Raw genomic sequence first — 23,118 nt, forward strand, 5'->3', positions numbered from 1 at the left:
GAGTTGTGCGAAGCCCTGGCCAGTGCGAACCGGCCAGGGCTTTTTTCATGCTATGGCGCGACTCGCGCGCCATTCAGCCGGTGCGTATTCTTCGGCGCGGCGGCAGCAGCAGAGGCGGCCGCCGACACACCCGCCGGCCCTTCGGGAATATCGCCGGGACGCGAGGCCTGCACCGCTTGCGGATACAGCACGAGCAGCGCGCGCAGCACGCCATTGGTCCAGCCAAAGCCGTCCTGCAACGGATACTCGCCGCCGCCTGCTGAGACGCCGGGTGTGGCCGCATCGATATCGTATTTCTCGACGAGCTTGCCCGTGTGCTGGTAGTACGACACATTGGTTCTGATCCAGCGTGTCGCGATGGTTTGCGCGAGCGCCGGTTCGCTGTAGCGCCGCAGGCCGATCACGGCCAGATATTGCAGAGGCGCCCAGCCGTTTGGCGCATCCCATTGCTGGCCGCTCGCCACCTGTGTGGTGGCGAGACCGCCGGGGCGCAGCAATTCGCGCTGCAACGTGGCGGCGACGCTCTTCGCCTGCTGACGGCTGGCTATGCCCGTATATAACGGATACACCGTCGCGGCGGTGAGCCTGTGCGTCAGCGTGTGATGCACGAAGTCGTAGTCGCCGAATGCCTGCAACTGCGGGTCCCACAACACGCGGCGAATCGCGTCGGCGCGGGTGGCGGCGCGCTGCTCCATATTTTCCGCATGCGTGATGTCGCCGCGCAGGCGATAGGCCTTCGCCAGCGTGCGCTCGAGATCGGCGAGCAGGCAATTCAGATCGACGGGCACGAGAGAGGTCACGTCCACGGTGGCGAGCGTCTTGCCGTCGGCGAACCAGCGCGAGCTGAAATCCCAGCCGGTTTCGCCGCCCGCGCGCAGATTGCGCCACAGATCGGCGGCGTCGCGTTGCGGAGTCTGCTGCGCGGTCAGGACGTCTTCGCGATACGACTCGTCGCGCGGCGTCGCGCGTTCGTCCCAATAACGGTTGAGCAGCGTGCCGTTGGGCAGGCGCACCACATGCCGGTTTGCGTGGCCGGCGGCGAGGCCTTCGCTGCCGTCCATCCAGTACGCGTATTCGCGCTGCAATTCGGGCAGGTATTGCGCGTAGACGGCGTCGCCGTCTTTTTCGGCCACGAGGCGCACCATCTGCGCGAAAAACGGCGGTTGCGAGCGGCTCAGATAGTAGGTGCGATTGCCGTTCGGAATATGGCCGTAGCGGTCGATCAAGGTCGCGAAGTTCTTCAGTTCGTCGACCACCAGCGCATGCTGGCCGCTCTGTTCGAGACCGAGCATGATGAAGTACGAGTCCCAGTAGTAGATCTCATCGAAGCGGTCGCCCGGCACGATATACGCATACGGCAGCGGCAGCAGCGAGGACCACGGGCTCGCGGTCGCATCGGGCTCGCGGCGCAGCACATTCCAGAGCGTATCGATATGGCCGACCACGTCCTGATCGGGATCGGAGACATACGCTTTCGCCGTGCGCGTGGGCAACGTGAAGTTGTGCTTCACGAAATCGGCGAGGCTGAAGTTGCGCTGTTGCTTCGCGGTGGCGTATGCGGCGGCGGTCTCAGCAGGCGATGCAAGCGGCACCATGTCCGCGAAAGTTTTGCTGTCGGGAAACAGATGCGCGAGCTGCACATCGCGATAGAGCGTGGGGTATTGCTCCGACGGTGGAATCGGTACGACGGGCGACGCTTGCGTGGGCGGCTCGACGTGCACGGCGGCGGCCACGATGCCGTCGTGTGCAGCAGGCGCAGTGGCTGCCTGCGCCACGCCGCTCGCCGACGCATGCCATACGAGCGCGGCGGCGAGCAGGGTGCGCAACGGGTTGCGGGAGAGTGCGATGAAGGCGTGAGAAGGCATCGGCTACCAGATCAAAGTGGGCGGCGATCGAATGATCGAACGGGGCGAAATTGCATTCCTCGCATGATTGACCCGCGTGCGTCGCGCAAAGTTGCGTCGGCCGGCAACAGCCCCGCCCAGTAAGCCTAAAACCGCATTCGGGCATCTCAAAACAAACACCCATCCTGTATGATTACGCCCGTCGTAGCGCGACAAAATGAATCACCCGACATACCCGAAAAATATTCCGAATCGCCACGATTCGCCCAGCCGAAGACAGAAAAAATGACCGCATCTCAGGCCGTCGACCAGAATCGTTTTCGCAGCATCATTCGCCGCAATATTGCGTTGCCCCTGGGTGTCGGCCTGGTGACCATGGCGGTCTTCGTCGGACTGATCGCGTATCTGGTTTCGACCATGAACTGGGCCGAGCACTCCGAGCGCGTAATCGGGCAGGCCAATGAAATGCTGCGCCTCGCGGTCGATCGCGAATCCTCCATGCGCGGCTTCCTGATCACGGGCGACGAGAGTTTCCTCACGCCGTATGAAGAAGGCGGCCCGCGATTCAAGACTCAGATCGAGGCCCTGCAGGAGCTGGTCTCCGACAACCCGCCCCAAGTCGAAAAACTCAAGCAGATCGCTGCGATTCAGCAACGCTGGAGTAACTTCGCCGAACAGATGATCGACGCGCGCCGGCGTAATCAGGATTTCGAAAGTGCCGTGGCGAGCGGCCGTGGCAAGATCGAATTCGATGAAACGCGCCGCGAATTCGGCGATTTTCTGGATGTCGAATTGCGCCTGCGCCAGGAACGCGCGGAAGCGACGCGCCGCGTCACCACCACGCTCGTGAGCGTGTTTCTGCTCTTCAGCCTGAGCGTGAGCGGTCTGCTCGCGTGGATCGGGCGGCGCGAACTGATGAGCCTGTCGTCCACCTATGACAGCGCGCTGCGGCAGCAGGCCGACCAGACGGAGATGCTGCAGGAGCAGGTGTGGTTGCGCTCGGGGCAGCGTCTGCTTGCCGAAAAGGTCGTCGGTCAGACTACCTCGCCGCTCGTGGGCCGCGCGATGCTCGACTTCCTCGCACAGTATCTCGACGCCGTCGTCGCCGCGCTCTACGTGCGCGACAAACGGCATGGCACGCTGCGCCGCATCGCGACTTATGGGTTTAGCCGTGAAAGCGAGCAGGCCGCGGCGCGCAATTTCGAAGAAGGCGAGACGCTGATCGGGCAGGCGGCCTCGGCGCGCCGTACGCTGGTCTTGCGCGATGTGCCGGCCAATTACGTGCAAGTGGTGTCGGCCACCGGCAAGAGCGTGCCGAAGAATCTGCTCATCATGCCGATCGAAAACGACGGCGATGTCAACGGCGTCGTCGAACTGGGCTTTGTGCGCGAGCTGACTGTGCGCGACCAGGAGTTCATGGAACTGATCGCGAACAGCATGGGCGACTTTGTCGAAGCGGCGCTGTATCGCGAGCGGTTGCAGGACGCGCTGGCCGAAACGCAGCAGCTGAACGAAGAATTGCAGGTGCAGCAGGAAGAGTTGCGCGTCTCCAATGAAGGGCTCGAAGAACGCGGCCGCGCGCTGATGGAGTCGCAAACGCGGCTGGAAGCGCAGCAGGCCGAACTCGAACAGACCAACGTGCAACTGGAAGAATACGCGCAGCGTCTCGAGCGGCAAAAGTCCGATCTGCTGCGCGCGCAGGACGACCTCGCGGCCAACGCGGCGCGCCTCGAACAGTCGAGCCGCTACAAGTCCGAATTCCTCGCCAACATGTCGCACGAACTGCGCACGCCGTTGAACAGTTCGCTGATTCTCGCCAAGCTGCTGCAGCAGAACCGCACCGGCAATCTGACCGAAGAACAGGTGCGCTACGCGGAGACGATTCACGCTTCCAATAGCGACCTGCTGGTGCTGATCAACGACATTCTGGATCTTTCCAAGGTCGAAGCCGGGCAGGTCACGGTCGAACTCGAAACGGTATCGATCGACGCGACCCTTCAGGCGCTCGAGGAAATGTTCAAGCCAATGGCCGGCGCCAAGCATTTGCAGCTCACCTTCGACCGCTTGCCGGGCACGCCGGATACGTTCATCACGGACGGCCAGCGCGTCACGCAGATTCTGCGCAACCTGCTCTCGAACGCGGTGAAGTTCACCGAACGCGGCGAGGTGGCGCTCTCGGTTGCACCCGCTGAAGGCGGCATGCTGCGGATCGACGTGCGCGACTCCGGTATCGGCATTGCGCCCGACAAGCTGGACATGATCTTCGAAGCGTTCCAGCAGGCGGACGGCTCGACCAGCCGTCAATACGGCGGCAGCGGTCTGGGTCTGTCGATTTCGCGTGAGTTTTCGCGCTTGCTGGGCGGCCGCATTACCGTTGCGAGCGAGATCGGCAAGGGCAGCGTGTTCACGCTGTGGCTGCCGATCGATGCGGAAGCGGCCCTGAACACGAACTCAGGCGCGCACAATCCGGCGCCGGTGTTTGCACCGGCCGTGGCGCCGGCCGGTCCCCAGGCCGCGGCCGGATCGGCGGTAGAACCGCTGCTGGCGCGGACGTCTTCGGTCGGCAGTCCGCCCACGGTGATCACGCCCGCCAATGGCCTCATGAACGTCCACACTGGCGGTCACGGCACGGGCACTACGCTCGAAACGCCGATTCGCCCGATTGCCGACGACCGTGACAACCGCACGCGTGCGGGCCGTCTGATCGTGGCCGTGGAAGACGATCTCGCGTTCGCCGAAATCCTGCGCGAGCTGACGCATGAACTCGACTTCGATTTCGTCCACGCGAGCGACGCCGCGAGCGGCCTCACACTGGTGCGCGACATGCGCCCGGCGGCCGTGCTGCTCGATGTCGGCCTGCCGGACCGCTCCGGCCTGACCGTGCTGGAGTGGCTGAAGAACGACCCGCTCACGCGGCACATTCCGATCCATATCGTCTCCGCCACCGATCACGCCGACAAGGCGCTGCACCTCGGCGCCATCGGCTATACGCTTAAGCCGACCGCGCGCAGCACGATGGAAGCCGCGATCCGCCGCCTCGAAGCGCGTTTGCAGCAGCGCCTCAAACGCGTGCTCGTGATCGAGGACGACGCGCCGATGCGCGAAAGCATCCGCGCGCTCCTGCAAAGCGAAAACACCGAGATCGTTGCGGTCGCAACCTTGGCGGAAGCGTTGGAGTATCTGGCAAAGGTCTCGTTCGACTGCGTGGTGACCGATCTCGCGCTGCCCGACGGCACCGGCTACGACCTGCTCGAACGGCTCGCAACGAACACCGCGCATGTTTCGCTGCCCGTCATCGTGTATACCGGCCGCATGCTCTCCGACGAAGAAGAGCACCGCCTGCGCCGCTATTCGAAATCGATCATCATCAAGGGGGCGAAGTCGCCCGAACGGCTGCTCGACGAAGTCACGCTGTTCCTGCACAGCGTCGAGTCGTCGCTCGCACCCGAGCAGCAGCGCATGCTGCGCACGGTACGTCAGCGCGATAATGCGTTCGAGGGCCGCACGATCCTGCTGGCCGAAGACGACGTGCGCAATATTTTTGCGCTCTCGCACGTGCTGGAGCCGCTCGGTGCGAAACTGCAGATTGCGCGCAACGGCCGCGAAGCGCTCGAAGCGCTGGAAAACGGTCCCGAAGTACATCTGATCCTGATGGATATCATGATGCCGGAGATGGACGGTTTGACCGCGATGGGCGAGATTCGCCGCAATCCGCGGTTCGCTCATCTGCCGATCATCGCGCTGACCGCGAAGGCGATGGCGAACGACCGCACCCGCTGCCTCGAAGCCGGCGCGGACGACTACGTTTCCAAGCCGATCGACGTGGACAAGCTGGTCGCGCTGTGCCGCGTGTGGTTGCGGCAACGCTAGCAGGGGAAGGGAACACGTGAGCGAGTACGCATGAGCGAGTGCCAATGAGTCAGTCCGAATTTGACGCGCCGCAACGCATCAGCGATTTCGACATCGAGTTGAAACTGCTGCTGGAGGCGATTTATCTCAAGTATCAGCACGACTTTCGCCACTATGCGATGTCGTCGCTGCGGCGCCGCCTGTCCCAGGCGCTCGACGAGTTCGGGCTCAAGACGCTGTCGCAGTTGCAGGACCGCATCATGCGCAACGGCGACGAGTTCTCGCGGCTGTTCCAGTACCTCACGGTACAGGTGAGCGACATGTTTCGCGATCCGGCGTATTTCCTCGCGTTGCGCGAACATGTTCTGCCGCGTCTGCGCACCTATCCGTCGATCAAGGTGTGGGTAGCGGGATGCAGCACGGGGGAGGAACTCTGGTCGCTGAAAATCCTCTTCGACGAGGAGGGGCTGACCGAGCGCACACTGTTCTACGCGACCGACATCAGTCCGGACGCGCTGGCGCGCGCCGAGTCCGGCATCTACGCGCTCGACCGGATTCAGGGCTTCACGCAGAACTATCTGGCGGCGGGCGGCAAGCGTTCGCTGTCCGACTACTATCACGCCGCGTATGGCGGCGCGCGCTTTGCCGGTTCGCTGAAAGAGCGCGTGGTGTTCGCCGACCACAGCCTCTCCACCGACGAAGTTTTCCTCGAAGCGCATCTGGTATCGTGCCGCAACGTGTTGATCTATTTCGATCGTGGTTTGCAGGATCGCGCGCTGGGTCTGTTCGAGAACGCGCTCGTGCGGCGTGGTTTTCTGGGTTTGGGCAGCAAGGAAAGCCTGCGTTTTTCCCGTCATTACGAAGCGTTCGACGAGTTCCGCCCGAGCGAACGCATTTATCAGAAGCGCTAGCACGCTCACCATGCCAAGCTCATCTGTTCACCCTGCTGCCGACCCTCAACCGCGTGCCGAAGCGGCACGCGGCTACGAGCTCGTCGTGATCGGCGCCTCGGCGGGCGGCATCGAAGTGCTGAACGTGCTGCTCGGCGCGCTGCCCGTGGACTTTGCCGCGGCCGTCATGATCGTCACGCACCTGCCGCCTGATTCACCCAGCTATCTGGTGGGCGCGTTCGCGCACCGCTGTGCTTTGCCGGTGCTCGAGCCCGATGCGGGCGAACGCATCGGGGCGGGCCGCGTGCATATTGCACCGCCGGGCTATCACATGCTGGTGGAAGTGGACCGCACTGTCGCGCTCTCCACCGACGCCGCCGTGCGCTTTTCGCGCCCCTCGATCGACGTGCTGTTCGAGTCGGCCGCCGCCGTGTATGGCGAGCGCCTGCTGGCGATCCTGCTGTCCGGCGCCAACGACGACGGCGCGCAGGGCCTGAAGCGGGTGCGTGCGCTGGGCGGCGCCACGTGGGTGCAGGCGCCGGACACCGCCGGCTCCCCCGAAATGCCGCGTGCCGCGATTGAGCGCGGCGCGGCGCAATTTATTTACACTCCTGAAACCATGGCCCGGCGGCTTGCCGCATTGCCGGCCTCTCTTGACCCGATGCCATGACGAATTCACCCGTGAACATTCTCATCGTCGACGACATCGTCCACAACATCACGGCGCTCGAGGCCTTGCTGGCGCGGCCGGATCTGGCCGTGCTGGTGGCCGATTCGGGCACGGCGGCGCTCGACCTGCTGCTCAAGCACGAAGTCGCGCTGGCGATTCTCGACGTCAACATGCCCGGCATGAACGGCTTCGAACTGGCCGCGCTGATGCGCGGCAGCCCGCGAACCTCGCACGTGCCGATCATCTTTCTGACGGCGACCGCCCAGGATGCTTCGCGCACCTTCCGCGGATATGAGGCCGGCGCGGTCGACTTCCTGTACAAGCCGTTCGATCCGCGCATTCTGCAATCGAAGGTCGACGTGTTCGTGCAACTCGAACAGCAGAAACGGCAACTGGCCGCGCAGCTCGTCACCACGCGGCAAATGCTGGAGGCCAACGAGATGCTGATGGCGGTGCTGAGTCACGATTTGCGCACGCCGCTCGGTGCCGTGCTGGCGTCGGCGGAATACCTGATGCGCACGGCCGCCGACGAACAATCGGCAACTGTCGCCGCGCGCGTGAAGAACAGTTCGCTGCGCATGGCGCGCATGGTCGACCAGTTGCTCAATCTGGCCCGTTTGCAGGGCGGGCGCCTGCCGTTGCAGCCGCGCTCGATCGAGTTGGCGACGCTGTGCCGCTCGGTGATCGACGAGTTCGCGTCGCGGGAGAACGGCAAGCGGATCGTGTTCGCGAGCCGCGGCAATACCGCGGGCGCGTGGGACACCGACCTCGTCTGGCAGGCCGTGTCGAATCTGGTCAGCAATGCGCTGCATCACGGCGTGCCGGGCGGCGATATCGGTGTCGAAGTGGATGGCGAAGCGGTCGATTCAGTGCGCCTGAAGGTCGCCAATCGCGGGACCATTCCGCCCGAGGTGTTTCCCCACCTGTTCAAGGCGTTCGGGCCGAACAATAGCGGCGCACGCTCGCGTGAAGGGCTGGGGCTCGGCCTTCATATCGTGCAGGAGATCGCCCGCATGCACGGCGGCAACGTCAGCGTGCATTCAGACGAAGCCACGGGCACGGTCTTCACGATCGAGTTGCCGAGAATGGTCACGTTCCAACGCGGGTCGTTTACGCGCAAGTGAGCGCGCTCATCCGGGGTGCTGAACCGGCAGTGAAAGATGGCTCGCGCGTGGCGCTGTGCTACGCTTGCAGGACCGAACCCAGCACGGCAACCCGTATCCATCATGCGTTCCTGGCGCATTTCTCCACCGCACCGCAGCGAACAGATCAGCACCTCGCGTGCGACTGAACTTGTCATGTCGATTTCGCATGCGGATGCCGATGCGCTTGCCGCCAGCATACTGAAAACGGTCGGCGATACGCTGCCGGTTTCGCAGTGCACCATCTTCGCGTACGAATTCGACGCGCGGCCGCGCACGGTTTCCGCGGCCGATCATCGCGGAGGCCGTTTTCTGCGCGACATCGCGGATCGCTATGCCACGCATTTCTATGCACTCGACGGCAACCGCGCGATCATCGGCCGGTCGCATGAAAAACCGGCTCGCGACGCGCTGGTGCTGCACCAGCAGCATAGCGACGAGATCGAAAACGAGGCCTATCGCGCCGCCTGCTACGCGCAGCCGAATGTGTCCGACCGGTTATCGTTGCTCGTGCAGCCCATGGAAAGCGTCTGGCTGTCGATCAACCTGTACCGCGACCGTGCCTATGGCGTGTTTCAGCCAGGTGAACTGGAGCGCGTGGAGAGTCTCGCGCCTCTGTTCGCGCACGCGGCCAAGGGCCATTACGCGTTGAATGGGCAGCATCAGCAGGGTTCGGCCGCGGCGATGCTGGCGCGTGTCAGGCGCGCTTGCCCCGCACTCACGCCGCGCGAACTCGACGTGCTGCGCGGCACGCTTGAAGGCGCGAGCGCCGTTGAAATCGCACAACGTATGGGCGTCAAGCCTGCCAGTGTGATCACCTACCAGAAGCGCGCCTACGCGCGCCTCGGGATATCGAGCCAACGCCAGCTGTTCGCGTTGTGCATGGTGCCCGAGCGGGCCTGAGCCGACGGGCTGTCGCTGCTGCTGCTGCGCGTCATACGCGCCTTGATCGCGCGTCGGCCTGTGTCTCGCGATCCCAGCGTTTCAACCACGGCATGATGAAATCCGCGAAGCCGTCGGCGGGCGGCGACAGCGCGCGCTCGGTGGAACGATACACGCACACCTCGCGGATCGTTTCCGGATCGACAATGCGCTTCATGACCAGCCCGAAGCTGCGTGCCAATGGCGCGACGTAGGCGGGCGCGAGCGTGACGGCCAGCCCCTGCGCGGCAAGGCCGAACGCCGTGGTCACATTGTCTACGACATCTACGGGAATGATGCGCGCCTCCACCGGCAGGTTAGCCAGCATCTGCCCGACTGCGCGCTCGTGGTCGCGGCCGGTGGCGATGATCGGCACGCCGCGCAAATGCGGCCACTGCACGCGGCGGCGCGCGTTCAACGGATGGCTCGGCGCGCACCACATCACCCAGGGGCTCGCGAACGCCGGATCGCAACGCACGCGCGCGCCGCTTTGACGGTCGGGGCCGATTGCGAGGTCCACGTCGCCGCTTTCCACGCGCTCCACCAGTTGCTCGACCACGGTGTCGCAAATGCGGACCACGACCTTCGGTTTGTCGCGTGCGTAGTCGGCGATGGCGGCGGGCAGCGCGGTCGCCGCCAGCACCAGGGGCGCACCGATCCGCACGATGCCGGCGGCGCGGTTGCGGATATCGTCGGCGGATTGCGCGGCGGCGCGCACATGGCGCAACACCGATTCCGCCGACGACAGAAAATCCTGGCCCGCGCTCGACAGATTCACGCGCCGTGTGGTCCGGTCGAAGAGCCGGAAGCCGAGTTCCGTTTCGAGGTCGCCCAGCAGTTGGCTGACCGCCGAAGAAGTCAGCCCGAGCCGTTCCGCCGCCGCGCCGATGCTATGCAAATCGACGATAGCGAGAAAGGCTTCGAACTGGCGGATGGTGACGCGCGTGAGTGGCATCAGGCGATTCTAAAGAAAAACTAACGAATCGTGAAAAATCGATTGATTGTGTACCGCGTGCGGTTCGCGGAGACTTGTCCCAATCGACGCACTCAGCCAAACCCGCTTAGACTTCCGTCTCGCCGTGTCGTGAGCAAAGCTGCCGCGCACGCCGCTGCACAAGTCGGGACGCAAGCCGCTGCACAAACCGGGATGCGCCGTGCAGTGCAGTGCAGTGCGGTACGCCACTGCGCCAAACCGAGGCCACCACGAGGCCCTATTCAAGGAATCACCATGTTCGACCATATTCCCGCTTATCCAGGCGATCCGATCCTGAGCCTGAACGAAGACTTTCAACTCGACCCCCGGTCGAACAAGGTCAATCTGAGCATCGGCATCTATTTCGACGACGCCGGCAAGCTGCCGGTCATGGACGCCGTGCGCCGGGCCGAAACCGCGTTGCTCGACTCGATCGGCCCGCGCTCGTATCTGCCGATGGCCGGCCTGCCGCTCTATCGCGATGCGGCCCAGGCGCTGGTATTCGGTGCGAACAGCGAGGCGCGCGCGGCGGGGCGGATCGCCACGTTGCAAACCATCGGCGGATCGGGCGCATTGAAGGTCGGCGCCGATTTCCTGAAGCGCTATTTCCCGGGTTCGCAGATCTGGATCAGCGACCCGAGCTGGGAAAACCATCGCGTGGTATTCGAAGGCGCGGGGCTGACGGTCAACACCTATCCGTACTACGACGAACTCACCGGCGGATTGCGTTTCGCCGACATGATCGACACGATCAGCCGCTTGCCGGAACAGAGCGTGGTGCTGCTGCACGCCTGCTGCCATAACCCGACCGGCGTCGATCTGAGTCCGGCGCAATGGGCGGAACTGGTGCCGGTTCTGCAGCGCCGCAAGCTGATCGCCTTCGTGGATATGGCTTACCAGGGTTTCGGCGCGGGTCTGGAAGAAGACGCCGCCTGCGTGCGCCTGTTGGCCGACGCGGGCGTTCCGCTGATCGCCGCGAATTCGTTCTCGAAGAATTTTTCGCTGTACGGCGAGCGCGTCGGCGCGTTGAGCGTAGTCTGCAAGAGCGCGGAAGAGGCTGGCCGCGTGCTCGGTCAATTGATGTCGACGGTGCGCGCGAACTACAGCAATCCGCCCACGCACGGCGCGCGGCTCGTCGCCAACGTGCTGGCCGATGCGTCGTTGCGTGCTTCATGGGAAGCGGAACTCGCCGCCATGCGCGAGCGGATTCTCGCCATGCGCGGCACGATCCACGCCGGCCTCGAAGGCCGTGTGGACGAAGTCATGCGCGCGCGCTACCTCGCGCAGCGCGGCATGTTCACCTACACCGGCTTGAGCGAAAGCCAGGTGGAGCGCCTGCGCAGCGAATACGCGGTGTACGTGCTGCGCTCCGGGCGCATGTGCGTGGCCGGACTGAACGCACGCAACGTGGATTATGTGGCGTCGTCGATCGCGGCCGTGGTGTCGGGCGCATAAGCGCGATACTTTCGATCAATAGAACGATAACAATGGAGCTGCACATGACCACTCTCGACATCCAGGCGCCGAGCGCGCCGAAGGCCCACGCGATGCATCCGGACGAATGGCAGGCGCGCGTGCAGCTCGCCGCGTGCTATCGCATTTTCGACCTGCTCGGCTGGACCGAAATGATCTACAACCACATCACGCTGCGCGTTCCCGCCAGTGTGAGCGGTGGCGAACGCCAGTTCCTGATCAATCCGTTCGGGCTGCACTATAGCGAAGTGACGGCAAGCAACCTCGTGAAGATCGATGCACGCGGACGCGTGCTCGACCACTCGCCATATCCGGTGAATCCGGCCGGGTTCGTCGTGCATGCGGCGATTCACGAAGGCTTGCCGGATGCGCACTGCGTCATGCATACGCACACCACGGCGGGCGTCGCCGTGGCCTGTCTGGAAGACGGTTTGCAGCAAACCAATTTCTACAGCGCGCAATTGCACGACCGCATTGCGTATCACGACTTCGAGGGCATCACCGTGCATGCGGAAGAAGGTCCGCGGCTGCTCGAACATATCGGTGACCGGCAGGCGGTGATCCTGCGCAATCATGGCCTGCTTGCGTGGGGCCACACGTTGCCGCAGACTTTCGCGATTCTGTGGACGCTGAACCGCGCCTGCGAAATCCAGATGGCGACGTTTGCGATGGGCCGGGCGCGGCCGGTGCCGGAAGACGTCGCGATTCGCTGTTCGCGCGACGCGCTGCAGTTCGATCCGCGTCACGGCGCGGGGCAGGATGTGTTCGATGCGCTGGTGCGGCGAGTGGACCGCATCGACGCCAGTTACAAGGATTGAAACGATGAAAGTAGCTATCTACGGCGCAGGCGCGATCGGCGGCTGGATGGGAGTGAAGCTCGCGCAGGCCGGCCATGACGTGAGCGTGGTGGCACGCGGCGAGACGCTGGCCGCGCTGCGCGAGCACGGCCTGCGTCTGATCGAAGGCGGCGTGACGCATGCTGTGAAGGTGAAGGCGAGCGACAATCCCGCGGATCTCGGTGTGCAGGACCTCGTCGTGGTCGCCGTCAAGGGGCCGGCCATGGCATCTGTGGCCGGGCAGATCGCGCCGCTGCTCGGCGCGCAGACCATCGTGCTGACCGCGATGAACGGGGTGCCGTGGTGGTTCTGCGACGGGCTCGGGCGCGACTTCGCCGGCAAGCGCCTGAAGTCGATCGATCCCGACGGTGCGATCGCCGCCGCGATTCCGACCGCGCAAACGGTGGGCTGCGTGGTGCATGCCAGTTGCCTCGTCGAAGCGCCGGGCGTGATCCGTCATCATCAGGGCAACGGGCTGATTATCGGCGAGGCGTCAGGGCAGGCGAGCGAGCGCGTCGCGTCGCTCACGGCCACGCTCGCGGCGGCCGGCTTCAAGGCGACGATGTCGGCGCAGATTCAGCGCGACGTCTGGTACAAGCTGTGGGGCAACATGACGATGAATCCGATCAGCGCCATCACCGGCGCGACCACCGACCGGATTCTCAGCGACGAACTGGCGCGCAACTTCGTGACGAGCATCATGCTGGAGGCCAAGGAGATCGGCGCGCGCTTCGGTATTCCGATCGAACAGGAGCCGGCGGACCGTCACGAGGTCACGCTCAAACTCGGCGCGATGAAAACCTCGATGCTGCAGGACGTGCAGGCGGGTAAAGCGGTCGAACTCGACGCGCTGGTGGCGGCGGTGCGTGAACTGGGGCAACTGACGGGCGTTGCCACGCCGTACACGGATGCGTTGCTCGGCCTCGCGCGTCTGCATGCGAGCACGCTGGGGTTGTATCCGAAGCAGTGACACCTGCATGAAGGATGAGCCGCACGCGCTGTGCCGCACGGTGATATCTGCCTGACGGAAAGGCAGAGGGAAGCCGCCGCGTCCATACCGGGCGCGGCGGCTTTTTTCGCTTTATGCGGTCACCGCGGTCGAAGCCAGCAGCCGTGCCGCTTCGATCAACGACAACGCCCGCTGCGGGTCGTCGAGTTCGGTGAGGCACAGCATCGCGAGGCGCGCCAGATATAACGGCGCTTGAGCTTCGCCTTCGTTAGTGAGGGTTTTGCACAGCGTCGTGTAGACCAGGTCGAGGTCGCTGTCCGTCATGATGTGAGTCTCCGTGAATCAGATCGTCAGCGCTGCGCTGATGGCGCGCTGCGTGGCCGCCGCGCTGCCGTTGCGCCAGCGGGCGAGTACATGGCCGTCGGGCCGGATCAGATAGACCGTGCCGGGCGTGGCGTCGAGCATGTCGTGCAGGCGGCCGGTGTGATCGTGCATCGTCGGGTTGGCGGCCGGTGCGGTTTCGTCCTTAGCCAGCGTGATGGCTTTGAACGGAATCCCTGTTTCGGCCAGCGTGCCTTGCAATTCCTGCCACGCATGCTCTTGCACAGAATCGGCATTCGCGCCGAAGCGCAGCGCGGTGAAGCAAGGCTCGAGCAGATCCGTGAGATGGATATCGACGCTCGCGCTGCCGTCCAGTCGTTTGAGCCGGCATTCCGGCAACACGGTGCCGGGCGCCGGGCCTCGGCTGAACGAGCCGGCGGCGTCCGCGGCGGCCTCGTTGAGCGGCGACTGTGTATAAGCGATGGCATGCGTCTGCCGCGGATTGATCAGCGGACGCACGGCGGCGTGCCGCTCGGCGAGTCCGAGCACGGCCTCGCGCATCAGATTGAAGGCGAATGACGGCGGCGCCATGAACTCCGTACTCTTCATGCCGTAGCTCAGGTTTTCACGCGCCGCGAAGACGCGCTCCACGCTGTAGCTGTCGAGGAGCCGCGGCGAAGCCACGCCGTTCACCACGCAGGCCAGCTTCCAGCCGAGGTTGTCCGCGTCGTCGATACCGGAATTGGCGCCGCGCACGCCGAAAATTGGTACGAGATGGGCGGCATCGCCCGCGAACAGCACCGAGCCGTGCCGGTAGCGTTCGAGCGTCAACGCGTTCGCTTTGTAGACGGTGATCCAGATCGGCGACCACTCGCCCGTCTCGCCCATCGCGTCGAGCACGCTCTGCACGCGCGGCAAGACGTTCTCGGGCAGGACGGCGGCTTCCGGGTCTTCGTCGTCGCGAAGCTGGTAATCGATACGCCAGACGTTGTCAGGCTGCTTATGGACCAGCACCGTCGAACCGGGATTGGACGGCGGATCAAAATAGGCGAGGCGCTCGGTGGCGCGCTTGCTGTTTAGCTCGATATCCACGATCACATAGCGGCCTTCGTACGTGGTGCCGGTGAGCTTGAGGCCGAGTGCCTCGCGAATCGTGCTGCGGCCGCCGTCGCAGGCGACCACCCAGTCGGCGTGCATCTGCCACGCGGTGTCGCCCGTGCGCAGCGTGAGCGTCGCGCCCGCCGTACGGTCCGGCTCGCCGCGGCCGTCCTGCGCCGGTTCCTGCTCGATCCCGGTCACGCGAGTCTGCCAACGCATATCGATCAGGTCGGCATGCCGCTCCACCTCGTCGAGCAACAACTGTTCGATCTGGTATTGCGCGATATTGATCATGGGCGGCAGCGATTGTTCGTCGTCATGATGCATGGCGAAGCGAAACACTTCGGTGTCGCGATAGAAGCTGCGGCCGCCGGCCCACGGCAAGCCTTTTTGCAGGAAGCCTTGTACGACGCCGAGGCGCTTGAAAATTTCCAGACTGCGCCGCGAAATGCAGATCGCGCGGCTTCCGGTACATACGCTGTCGTCGGCTTCGATCAGTACCGAGCGCACGCCCTGGCGAGCCAGCGCGAGCGCCAGCGTCATGCCGACCGGGCCGCCGCCGACGATTGCCACGGGCCGCCTGAGCGGGTCGCGCCCGTCGACCAGCGGCGGCACCATGCCCTCGTGACGACGGGGCGAAAACGGATAGGGTTTGAAGGGGCGGTTCATGCGCGTCTCCTGAATCTTCGCTGCCGGGATTGCCCGCCGGGGCCGGTTAGCTCTTCACAGGCGGTGCGAATCGATAACGAAGTATGAAGGAGGGCGCATGCGGCGCTGTCCTCATTTTGGGTACGGACATGGATGGCGCGGCCGCGCCGCCTGCTCGGAAAGGCCGGACGAAGGGCGGCGCGCCGCACTACTTGGTAGCGGGCGGCATGGAGGTCAAACGGTCCGCGTTGGTACGAAACCACTCGACCGAAAAGTCGACGAATGAGCGGGTTTTTGCGGAAATGTGACGGCGATCCGCATACACCAGCGCTAACTCCTTGTCGGCATTCGTGATACGGAAGTCTGTCAGCACCTGCATGAGTGTGCCGTTGCGCAAATCGGTCAGCACATGGTTCTCAGGCAAGACCGCGATCCCCATGCCCGCAAGCGCGGCTTGCCGCAGCATCAAGGCGTTGTTCACCACGAGCGCGGCGTCGAGCGTGACGCGTTTCTCGCGCCGATCCGGCGAAACGAAGATCCAGTTGCCGTCATGCGAGGCGGCGCTGAGGGCGAGAAAGGTGTGGGAGGTCAGATCCGCCGGCCGCGACGGCACGCCTTTCACGGCGAGATAGCTGGGGGACGCGACGGCAATGGGACGGACACTCAGCAACGAGCGTTTAATCAACGTGGTGCCGCTGATCTGCTTGGGCAGCACGATGCCGACGTCGAAGCCCTCCTTCACAAAATCGACGTGCTGATGCAGCAGCGTGACCGAGAGTCTGACGTTCGGATACTGCAATAGATACTCCTGTAGCAGGGGTGTCAGGCTGGACAGTGAGAACGACGCGCCGGCAGCGATTCGCAAGGTGCCGGACGGCTCGATCGTGCCGCGTATCGCAACCGTTTCGATCTCCTCGATTTCATCGAGAACGTTGCGGCAGCCCTTCGAGTAGATCTCTCCCTCTTCGGTCAGGGAGAGGCTGCGGGTATTGCGATTGACGAGTCGTGTGTTGAGGTGAGCTTCGAGTTGCTCGAGGTAACGCGTGGCCATGGCATTCGAAATGCCGAGATTGGCCGCGGCCTGTCCGAATGACATGGTTTCTGCGATGTTGATAAATACGCGCATTGCCTGAAGCTGATTCATGATATCACCAACGCTGTAACGGATAGGTGCGGAAAAATTGAGATATTAGTTTTTAACAGATAATCAATGGTCTCCCGGCCTGCGATTTATAGGCGGGTTAAATGTGAATTAATTTTGATTTACGGTATCGGTATTTCGTTCTCAAAAAAAGACGGGGTTTTGTTTTGTTGGGCTTCAGCAACGGTCAATCCTGGCGTCGTATCGAGCGGCAATGGGCATGAGCGATGCGCATCCTGCGCTGCGTGGGCCTCGCCCGTCCTTCGCAAGAATATCTCAAATATAAGTTGAAAATACTTTTGCATAGTTTTGCGCGGTTGCGTCAAAGGCGGGCGTCTAAAATTCAAATCGCACGCAGAATCTGTCTTCAATGCGAATTCAAATGAATTGGAGATGGGTGCATCCTGGTTGCGGCAGGTTTGTTCTTATGTCGGCAACTTAGTTTTAAGATAAAAAGCCAAGGTATTCCAAATGAAAAAAATCATTACTGCGACCGCCGTATCCGCCACTTTTGCGTGCGCGGCGCACGCCCAGAGCAGCGTTACGCTTTACGGCATTGTCGATGCCGGTCTGACGTACGTGAGCAACGAAGTCAGCAAGGATTCCACCGTCACGTCCGACGGGCGCGTCACGAATGGCAAGGCCATGTTCGGCATGACCGGCGGCAACATCCAGCCGAGCCGCTGGGGCCTGCGCGGTGTCGAAGATCTGGGTGGCGGACTGAAAACGGTCTTCAACCTGGAAAGCGGTTTCAACATTGCCAACGGCAACCAGGCGGTGTCCAACAAGCTGTTCAACCGTCAGGCGTACGTCGGCCTGTCCAACGATTACGGCACGGTTTCGTTCGGCCGCCAGTACGACTCCGTAGTCGACTATCTTGCACCGCTCACGGCGGCCGGCAGCTGGGGCGGCACGTATTTCGCCCATCCGGGCGACAACGACAACGCCAACTCCTCGATTAGCGTCAACAACTCGGTCAAGTTCCAGAGCGCGAACTACGGCGGCTTCTCAATGAGTGGCCTGTACGGCTTCTCGAACAATGCGGGCTTCGCCGACAACCGGGCGTACAGCGTCGGCGCGGGTTACCGCAACGGTGGCTTGCAACTGGGTGCGGCCTATCTCCAGTACCAGGGCATGGACCTGAACCAGAGCAATGGCGCGGTCAGTGGCGGTACCTTCGCGGCGTCCGCCATCAGCGGCGTTCAGAATCAACGCACTTGGGGTCTCGGCGGAAGCTATGCGTTCGGTCCGGTCATTCTTGGCACCGTATTTACGCAAAGCCGCTTCCAGGACAAGTTTTCGGATATCTCGGTTCGCTATAACAACTACGAGGTCAATGCACGCTACAACCTGACGCCGGAACTGGGTCTGGGCGCGGCCTACACCTACACGCAGGCATTGCGCGCGGCGCCGGGCACTAGCGACACGAATACCGGCGCGGCCCACTGGAATCAGTTCGGACTGCAGGCTGACTACTCGCTGTCCAAGCGTACTGACGTCTATGCGGAAGCGGTCACGCAGCTTGGCGCGAACAACGGTCGCGGCCTGAACACCGTGCAGATCAACGGCACCTCGGCGCCGTCCACGGCGAGCAATCAGTTCCTCGTGACCACGGGCATCCGTCACCGGTTCTGATCTGACTGCTGTTTCCGTTTGCAGGGCTGATGCGACCGACCATGTCTTTCGGGGTGTGAGCGGTTTTCAGCCAGCGCAATTGATTCGCGCACAACTAACGGCCGCGCCTTGCGGCGCGGTCACACGCAATCAATTGCTTTGGCGCGCATGCCCGGCTGTCGAACTATTTTTCACGGACCGTTCATGCCAGTTTTGCTGTTGCGATGCCTGATTCGCTCGTTGAACGCACCGAAACGCCTGCTCGGTGAGACGCGGGGACGGCTAGCGCTTATGTTGGGTCTGTTCGCTTTACTCACCGCCTGCGGCAAGCCCGCCGCTCCCGAAGCCTCCCAGCCGGTCGACGTAACGGTCACGACCGTGACGCCACGCGATACGCCCGTGGACTTCGAGTTTGTTGCCCAGACCCAAAGCTCGCGCGCCGTGGAAATTCGCGCCCGCGTGGATGGTTTTCTCGACAAGCGAGCCTACACCGAAGGCGAGATGGTCCGTCAGGGGCAGACGCTCTTTCTGATGGATCCCAAGCCATTCGAGGCCGCGTTGCAATCGGCACAGGGCGCGCTGGCCCAGCAGCAGGCACGGCTCGGTGTCGCGAAAGCCAATCTCGCGCGCGTCATGCCTCTCGCCGCGCAGAACGCCTTGAGCAAGAAGGATCTCGATGATGCGACCGGCAGCGAGCGCGAGGCCGCGGCCGCGGTCATCGCCGCGAAAGGGCAGGTTGAGGCCGCGCGATTGAACCTCGGCTACACCACAATCAAGTCGCCGCTCGCCGGCTTGTCGAGTTATGCAAGACAGCAGGAAGGCAGTTATGTGACGCCCGCCCAGTCTGGCCTGTTGACGTACGTGTACCAGATGGATCCGATGTGGGTCGAATTCAGCATCTCGGAGAACGAGATGCTGCGGTATCGCGACCAGATTTCAAAAGGCCAGTTGCGCTTTCCCGCTAACGACCAGTTCGAGATCACGCTGTTGCTGGCTGACGGTTCGACGTTTCCCGCGCGCGGGCGTATCGACTTTGCCAATCGCGTGTTCAGTGCGCAAACAGGCACGTTCCTCGTACGAGCCGTATTCGCCAATGAAAAAGGTGCGTTGCGTCCCGGCCAGTTCGTGCGCGCGAGGGTGTCCGGCGCCGTGCGGCCGAATGCCGTTCTGCTTCCCCAGCGGGCCGTGCAGCAGGGCGTAAAAAGCCATTTCGTATGGACGGTCGACAAAGACAACAAACCCCGCCAACGGGTCGTCGAGATGGGCGAATGGCAGGGCGATGACTGCTTTATCAACGACGGCTTGCGCGCTGGCGACAGAGTCGTTGTGGACGGGGCGCTACGGTTGTCACCCAATGCGGCGATCAGCATAACGGGGAATGCTTCTTCCGTGGAGCATCGCGCCAAAGTCATGCCGCCCGTTGCGCAACAGCAATCCGAACAGAACTCCGCGCGTTAATCCCGCGTTAACTCCGCGTTAACTCTGCGGACTAACTCCGCGCTCCAGGCGGCAAACCGGATGAAGCTCTCCCATTACTGTATCGACAGGCCGATCTTTGCGTCGGTCATCTCCATCGTCATCGCGCTTGGCGGCCTGTTGGCCATGTTTGCCTTGCCCGTCGCCCAGTACCCGGACATCACGCCGCCGCAAATCACGATTACCGCCAGCTACCCGGGCGCCAGTGCCGACGTGGTGGCGAACAACGTTGCCGCGCCTATCGAGCAGCAGGTCAACGGTGCGGACAACATGATCTACATGACCTCGTCGAGTTCGTCGACCGGCAGTTTGACGATCAACGCGTTCTTCCGCAACGGCACCAATCCGGATCTGGCTCAGGTGGACGTGCAGAACCGCGTCAACCTCGCGTTGCCGCAATTGCCGCAGTCCGTGCAATCGCAGGGCGTGCAGGTGCAGAAGAAATCGTCCGCGTTCATGATGGTCATCGCGGTGTACTCGCCCGATCACCGCTTCGATTCGACTTACGTCGCCAACTACGCGAACGTGTATGTGCTCGATGCGCTCAAGCGCATTCCGGGCGCGAACCAGGCCAGCATCTTCGGCACACCCGACTACGCGATGCGTATCTGGTTGCGCCCGGATCGCATGGCGCAGCTCGGTATTACGGCTACCGACGTGCAAAACGCGGTGGCGAACCAGAATCAGCAGTTCGCAGTCGGGCGTCTCGGCCAGGCGCCGACGGGCCTGCCAGTGGAACAGTCGTTCGCGGTGACGACGAGTGGGCGGCTCGCCAACCCCGCCGAATTCGACAACATCATCATTCGCGCGTCGAGCAACGGCGCGGCGATCGTCCGTTTGAAAGACGTCGGCCGGGCCGAACTCGGGCAGAAAGACTATTCGATACGCAGCCGGTTCCAGGGCAAGCCCGCTACGGTGATCGCGATCTATCAACAGCCTGGCGCCAATGCGCTGGATGTATCGAAGCAGGTGCGCGCAACGCTGGCTGAGATGAAACGGTCGTTCCCGGAGGGTATCGACTACAACATCGCAATGGATACCACCGACTTCACGCGAGCGTCGATCGCGGACGTGGTGAAGACTTTCTTCGAAGCCGTCGTGCTGGTGGTGATCGTCGTATTCATGTTCTTGCAGAGCTTTCGCGCCACGCTGATTCCGGTGCTGGCGGTGCCGGTCTCGATCCTTGGGACGTTCATGGGCATGGCCGCTCTGGGTTTCTCGATCAACATGCTGACCATGTTCGGCATGGTGCTGGCAATCGGCATCGTGGTGGACGATGCGATCGTCGTGATCGAGAACGTCGAGCGCAACATGCGTGAGTTCGGCCTCTCGCCGAACGCGGCGGCCAAGCGAGCCATGGATGAAGTATCGGGCCCGGTCGTCACGATCGTGCTGGTCATGTGCGCGGTATTCGTGCCGGTTGCATTTCTGGGCGGCATTACCGGGCAGATGTACAAGCAGTTTGCCATCACCATTGCGATTTCCGTGGTCCTTTCCGGCGTCGTGGCCCTGACATTGTCGCCAGCGCTCGCGGCGGTGCTGCTGAAACCGCAAGCGCATGCAAAACATCGTTTTTTCAGGTGGTTCGATAACGCATTCGCTCAGGTCACGGCGGGCTATGGCCGCGCCGTGTCGCTCACCATCAGACGCTTTGGCGTTGCGCTGCTGCTATTCGCCGGCATGCTCCTGCTCGCCGTCACGATGATGCGCTCCATTCCGCACGCTTTCCTGCCGCCTGAAGATCAGGGCTACCTGCTCGGCGCGGTCATCATGCCCGATTCGGCGAGTCTCGATCGCACCGGGCGGGTGTCGTCGCGCGTGACCGACTACTTTGCGAAGCAACCCGGGGTGGGCAGCGTCACCGTGGTCGATGGTTACAGCCTGCTCGACAATCAGACAATGAATAACGCTTCGACATTCTTTGTCGGACTGAAGGATTTCGACGAGCGGTATGCATGGGCGAACATTCGCACGCAGAATGCGCGTGCGTTGCTGCTCGGCGCTTACCGGGCGCTGTCGCGCATCAAGGAAGGTATCGTCGTGCCGGTCAACCCGCCGTCGATTCCCGGGCTCGGCACGACGGGCGGCACCGAAATGTGGATTCAGAGCAAAGGCGACGGGACTACGGCGCAACTCGCGCAGGTCGTGCAGGATTTTGTCGCGAAGGCGAAGGCGCGTCCCGAACTGGCGGGCGTCACGTCGACCTTCAACGCCTCATCGCAGCAGTTGCGTGTCGATGTGGATCGCGACAGGGCGGCCACACTCGGCGTGCCGATCGACGAGGTGTACAGCACGATGCAGACCCTGTTCGGCTCGCTGTACGTTTCGCAGTTCAATCAGTCGAGCCGTCTGTGGCAGGTCATTCTCCAGGCAGAGCCCTCGTACCGGTTGAAGCCCGCGGATCTCGAGCAGGTATTCGTGCGCAGCGCCACGGGCACGATGGTCCCGCTCAAATCGGTCGTGATGTATCGGTACGTGACCGGACCGTCCCTGATGACGCGCTTCAACGATTTCCCCGCCGTGCTGATCACCGCCAATGCGGCACCGGGCCACAGCTCCGGCGAGGTGATCGCCGTGCTGGAGGAGCTTGCGCGAACCATGCCCGCGGGATATGGCGTCGGGTGGAGCGGCGAAGCCTATGAGGCCCGCCAGTCAGGCGGCACGTCGGGCCTCGTTTTCGTGTTCGGTCTGGTGATGGTGTTCCTGATTCTGGCCGCGCAATACGAACGCTGGAGCTTGCCCGTCGGCGTTCTGATGGCGGTGCCGTTCGCCCTGTTCGGCGCTTTGCTGGCCATCCTGATAAGAGGCTTGAACAACGACGTCTATTTCCAGATCGGTCTCACCATGCTCGTCGCACTCGCGGCGAAAAACGCGATCCTCATTTTCGAGTTTGCAGTGCTGAATCGCGCCCAAGGCGCATCGGCGTTCGATGCGGCGGTGACCGCCGCCCGCGATCGGCTGCGGCCGATCGTCATGACGTCGTTCGCCTTCATTCTCGGCTGCGTTCCGCTTGCTATCGCGACCGGCGCGTCGCAAAACAGCCGGCATTCCATCGGCACCGGGGTGATTGGCGGCATGTTGGGGGCGACCGGCGTCGCCGTGTTCTTTATTCCGATGTTCTTCTTCCTGCTCGAATCGGTGAACGAGCGGCGCGCCGGCAAAAAGAACGCAGGCGCGATACCGGAGAGGCAAGGTGAAGGGAGCCTGTCCGATTCGCCCTCATTGGCTAACAGATCGACCGGTGTGGACCCCGGCACGAAGCGGGGTAATTGA

At 63.1% G+C, this 23,118-nt stretch carries 16 protein-coding genes; 11 read left to right on the forward strand and 5 right to left on the reverse strand.

What is annotated here, in order from left to right:
• Window positions 1-50: 50 nt before the first annotated feature.
• A complete protein-coding gene (treF, locus tag P0D70_RS23705; protein WP_408186248.1) occupies window positions 51-1,865 on the reverse strand; it encodes an alpha,alpha-trehalase TreF in 1,815 nt (604 codons plus the stop codon).
• A 264-nt stretch (window positions 1,866-2,129) separates the two neighbouring features.
• Here treF and P0D70_RS23710 point away from each other — a divergent pair, with 264 nt between their 5' ends.
• From P0D70_RS23710 to P0D70_RS23730, 5 genes are all read left to right on the forward strand, one after another.
• Complete coding sequence (locus P0D70_RS23710) at window positions 2,130-5,714, forward strand: response regulator (RefSeq protein ID WP_408186249.1); 3,585 nt, start codon at window positions 2,130-2,132, stop codon at window positions 5,712-5,714.
• A 44-nt stretch (window positions 5,715-5,758) separates the two neighbouring features.
• Window positions 5,759-6,604, forward strand: a complete 846-nt coding sequence (locus P0D70_RS23715; RefSeq protein WP_091808107.1) for a CheR family methyltransferase — start codon at window positions 5,759-5,761, stop codon at window positions 6,602-6,604.
• A 10-nt stretch (window positions 6,605-6,614) separates the two neighbouring features.
• A complete protein-coding gene (locus P0D70_RS23720; protein ID WP_408186250.1) occupies window positions 6,615-7,253 on the forward strand; it encodes a chemotaxis protein CheB in 639 nt (212 codons plus the stop codon).
• Window positions 7,250-8,377: a hybrid sensor histidine kinase/response regulator gene (locus P0D70_RS23725; protein ID WP_091808113.1), complete on the forward strand. Its 1,128-nt coding sequence runs from the start codon at window positions 7,250-7,252 to the stop codon at window positions 8,375-8,377. The genes P0D70_RS23720 and P0D70_RS23725 overlap by 4 nt, the downstream gene beginning before the upstream one ends.
• Before the next feature lie 102 nt (window positions 8,378-8,479).
• Window positions 8,480-9,298, forward strand: a complete 819-nt coding sequence (locus P0D70_RS23730) for a helix-turn-helix transcriptional regulator (protein WP_408186251.1) — start codon at window positions 8,480-8,482, stop codon at window positions 9,296-9,298.
• A gap of 31 nt (window positions 9,299-9,329) precedes the next feature.
• On the opposite strand, the gene P0D70_RS23735 is transcribed toward P0D70_RS23730, so the two are convergent.
• Complete coding sequence (locus tag P0D70_RS23735; protein ID WP_091808118.1) at window positions 9,330-10,271, reverse strand: LysR family transcriptional regulator; 942 nt, start codon at window positions 10,269-10,271, stop codon at window positions 9,330-9,332.
• 273 nt (window positions 10,272-10,544) lie between these two features.
• On the opposite strand from P0D70_RS23735, the gene P0D70_RS23740 reads away from it, so the two are divergent.
• From P0D70_RS23740 to P0D70_RS23750, 3 genes are read left to right on the forward strand one after another with little or no spacing between them, the layout of a single operon-like run.
• Window positions 10,545-11,744, forward strand: coding sequence for an amino acid aminotransferase (locus P0D70_RS23740; protein WP_408186252.1), 1,200 nt, complete (start codon window positions 10,545-10,547; stop codon window positions 11,742-11,744).
• Window positions 11,745-11,788: 44 nt separating this feature from the next.
• Window positions 11,789-12,580, forward strand: coding sequence for a class II aldolase/adducin family protein (locus tag P0D70_RS23745; RefSeq protein WP_408186253.1), 792 nt, complete (start codon window positions 11,789-11,791; stop codon window positions 12,578-12,580).
• 4 nt (window positions 12,581-12,584) lie between these two features.
• On the forward strand, window positions 12,585-13,568 hold the full coding sequence (locus P0D70_RS23750; RefSeq protein WP_408186254.1) for a 2-dehydropantoate 2-reductase: 984 nt from the start codon (window positions 12,585-12,587) through the stop codon (window positions 13,566-13,568).
• Between the two features lie 111 nt (window positions 13,569-13,679).
• Here P0D70_RS23750 and P0D70_RS23755 read toward each other — a convergent pair whose 3' ends face one another.
• From P0D70_RS23755 to P0D70_RS23765, 3 genes are all read right to left on the reverse strand, one after another.
• Complete coding sequence (locus tag P0D70_RS23755; protein WP_408186255.1) at window positions 13,680-13,871, reverse strand: hypothetical protein; 192 nt, start codon at window positions 13,869-13,871, stop codon at window positions 13,680-13,682.
• Between the two features lie 18 nt (window positions 13,872-13,889).
• Window positions 13,890-15,635: an FAD-dependent oxidoreductase gene (locus P0D70_RS23760; protein WP_408186256.1), complete on the reverse strand. Its 1,746-nt coding sequence runs from the start codon at window positions 15,633-15,635 to the stop codon at window positions 13,890-13,892.
• A gap of 187 nt (window positions 15,636-15,822) precedes the next feature.
• Window positions 15,823-16,758: a LysR family transcriptional regulator gene (locus P0D70_RS23765; protein ID WP_408186257.1), complete on the reverse strand. Its 936-nt coding sequence runs from the start codon at window positions 16,756-16,758 to the stop codon at window positions 15,823-15,825.
• Window positions 16,759-17,226: 468 nt separating this feature from the next.
• On the opposite strand from P0D70_RS23765, the gene P0D70_RS23770 reads away from it, so the two are divergent.
• The 3 genes from P0D70_RS23770 (at window position 17,227) to P0D70_RS23780 (ending at window position 23,118) form a co-directional block, all read left to right on the forward strand.
• Window positions 17,227-18,390, forward strand: a complete 1,164-nt coding sequence (locus P0D70_RS23770; RefSeq protein WP_408186258.1) for a porin — start codon at window positions 17,227-17,229, stop codon at window positions 18,388-18,390.
• A gap of 183 nt (window positions 18,391-18,573) precedes the next feature.
• On the forward strand, window positions 18,574-19,827 hold the full coding sequence (locus tag P0D70_RS23775) for an efflux RND transporter periplasmic adaptor subunit (RefSeq protein ID WP_408186259.1): 1,254 nt from the start codon (window positions 18,574-18,576) through the stop codon (window positions 19,825-19,827).
• Window positions 19,828-19,887: 60 nt separating this feature from the next.
• Window positions 19,888-23,118 (forward strand): efflux RND transporter permease subunit, encoded by a 3,231-nt coding sequence (locus P0D70_RS23780; RefSeq protein WP_408186260.1) that lies wholly within the window; start codon window positions 19,888-19,890, stop codon window positions 23,116-23,118.

Source organism: Paraburkholderia sp. RL17-381-BIF-C (assembly GCF_046026435.1).
GTDB lineage: Bacteria > Pseudomonadota > Gammaproteobacteria > Burkholderiales > Burkholderiaceae > Paraburkholderia.

Excerpts from the sequence above, each read along its gene's own strand:
- P0D70_RS23745 (WP_408186253.1), top strand. The coding sequence starts at position 11,789 with ATGACCACTCTCGACATCCAGGCGCCGAGCGCGCCGAAGGCCCACGCG.
- P0D70_RS23730 (WP_408186251.1), top strand. The coding sequence starts at position 8,480 with ATGCGTTCCTGGCGCATTTCTCCACCGCACCGCAGCGAACAGATCAGC.
- P0D70_RS23760 (WP_408186256.1), bottom strand. The coding sequence starts at position 15,635 with ATGAACCGCCCCTTCAAACCCTATCCGTTTTCGCCCCGTCGTCACGAG.
- P0D70_RS23720 (WP_408186250.1), top strand. The coding sequence starts at position 6,615 with ATGCCAAGCTCATCTGTTCACCCTGCTGCCGACCCTCAACCGCGTGCC.
- P0D70_RS23770 (WP_408186258.1), top strand. The coding sequence starts at position 17,227 with ATGAAAAAAATCATTACTGCGACCGCCGTATCCGCCACTTTTGCGTGC.
- P0D70_RS23755 (WP_408186255.1), bottom strand. The coding sequence starts at position 13,871 with ATGACGGACAGCGACCTCGACCTGGTCTACACGACGCTGTGCAAAACC.
- P0D70_RS23735 (WP_091808118.1), bottom strand. The coding sequence starts at position 10,271 with ATGCCACTCACGCGCGTCACCATCCGCCAGTTCGAAGCCTTTCTCGCT.
- P0D70_RS23710 (WP_408186249.1), top strand. The coding sequence starts at position 2,130 with ATGACCGCATCTCAGGCCGTCGACCAGAATCGTTTTCGCAGCATCATT.
- P0D70_RS23715 (WP_091808107.1), top strand. The coding sequence starts at position 5,759 with ATGAGTCAGTCCGAATTTGACGCGCCGCAACGCATCAGCGATTTCGAC.
- P0D70_RS23780 (WP_408186260.1), top strand. The coding sequence starts at position 19,888 with ATGAAGCTCTCCCATTACTGTATCGACAGGCCGATCTTTGCGTCGGTC.
- treF (WP_408186248.1), bottom strand. The coding sequence starts at position 1,865 with ATGCCTTCTCACGCCTTCATCGCACTCTCCCGCAACCCGTTGCGCACC.
- P0D70_RS23750 (WP_408186254.1), top strand. The coding sequence starts at position 12,585 with ATGAAAGTAGCTATCTACGGCGCAGGCGCGATCGGCGGCTGGATGGGA.
- P0D70_RS23775 (WP_408186259.1), top strand. The coding sequence starts at position 18,574 with ATGCCAGTTTTGCTGTTGCGATGCCTGATTCGCTCGTTGAACGCACCG.
- P0D70_RS23725 (WP_091808113.1), top strand. The coding sequence starts at position 7,250 with ATGACGAATTCACCCGTGAACATTCTCATCGTCGACGACATCGTCCAC.
- P0D70_RS23740 (WP_408186252.1), top strand. The coding sequence starts at position 10,545 with ATGTTCGACCATATTCCCGCTTATCCAGGCGATCCGATCCTGAGCCTG.
- P0D70_RS23765 (WP_408186257.1), bottom strand. The coding sequence starts at position 16,758 with ATGAATCAGCTTCAGGCAATGCGCGTATTTATCAACATCGCAGAAACC.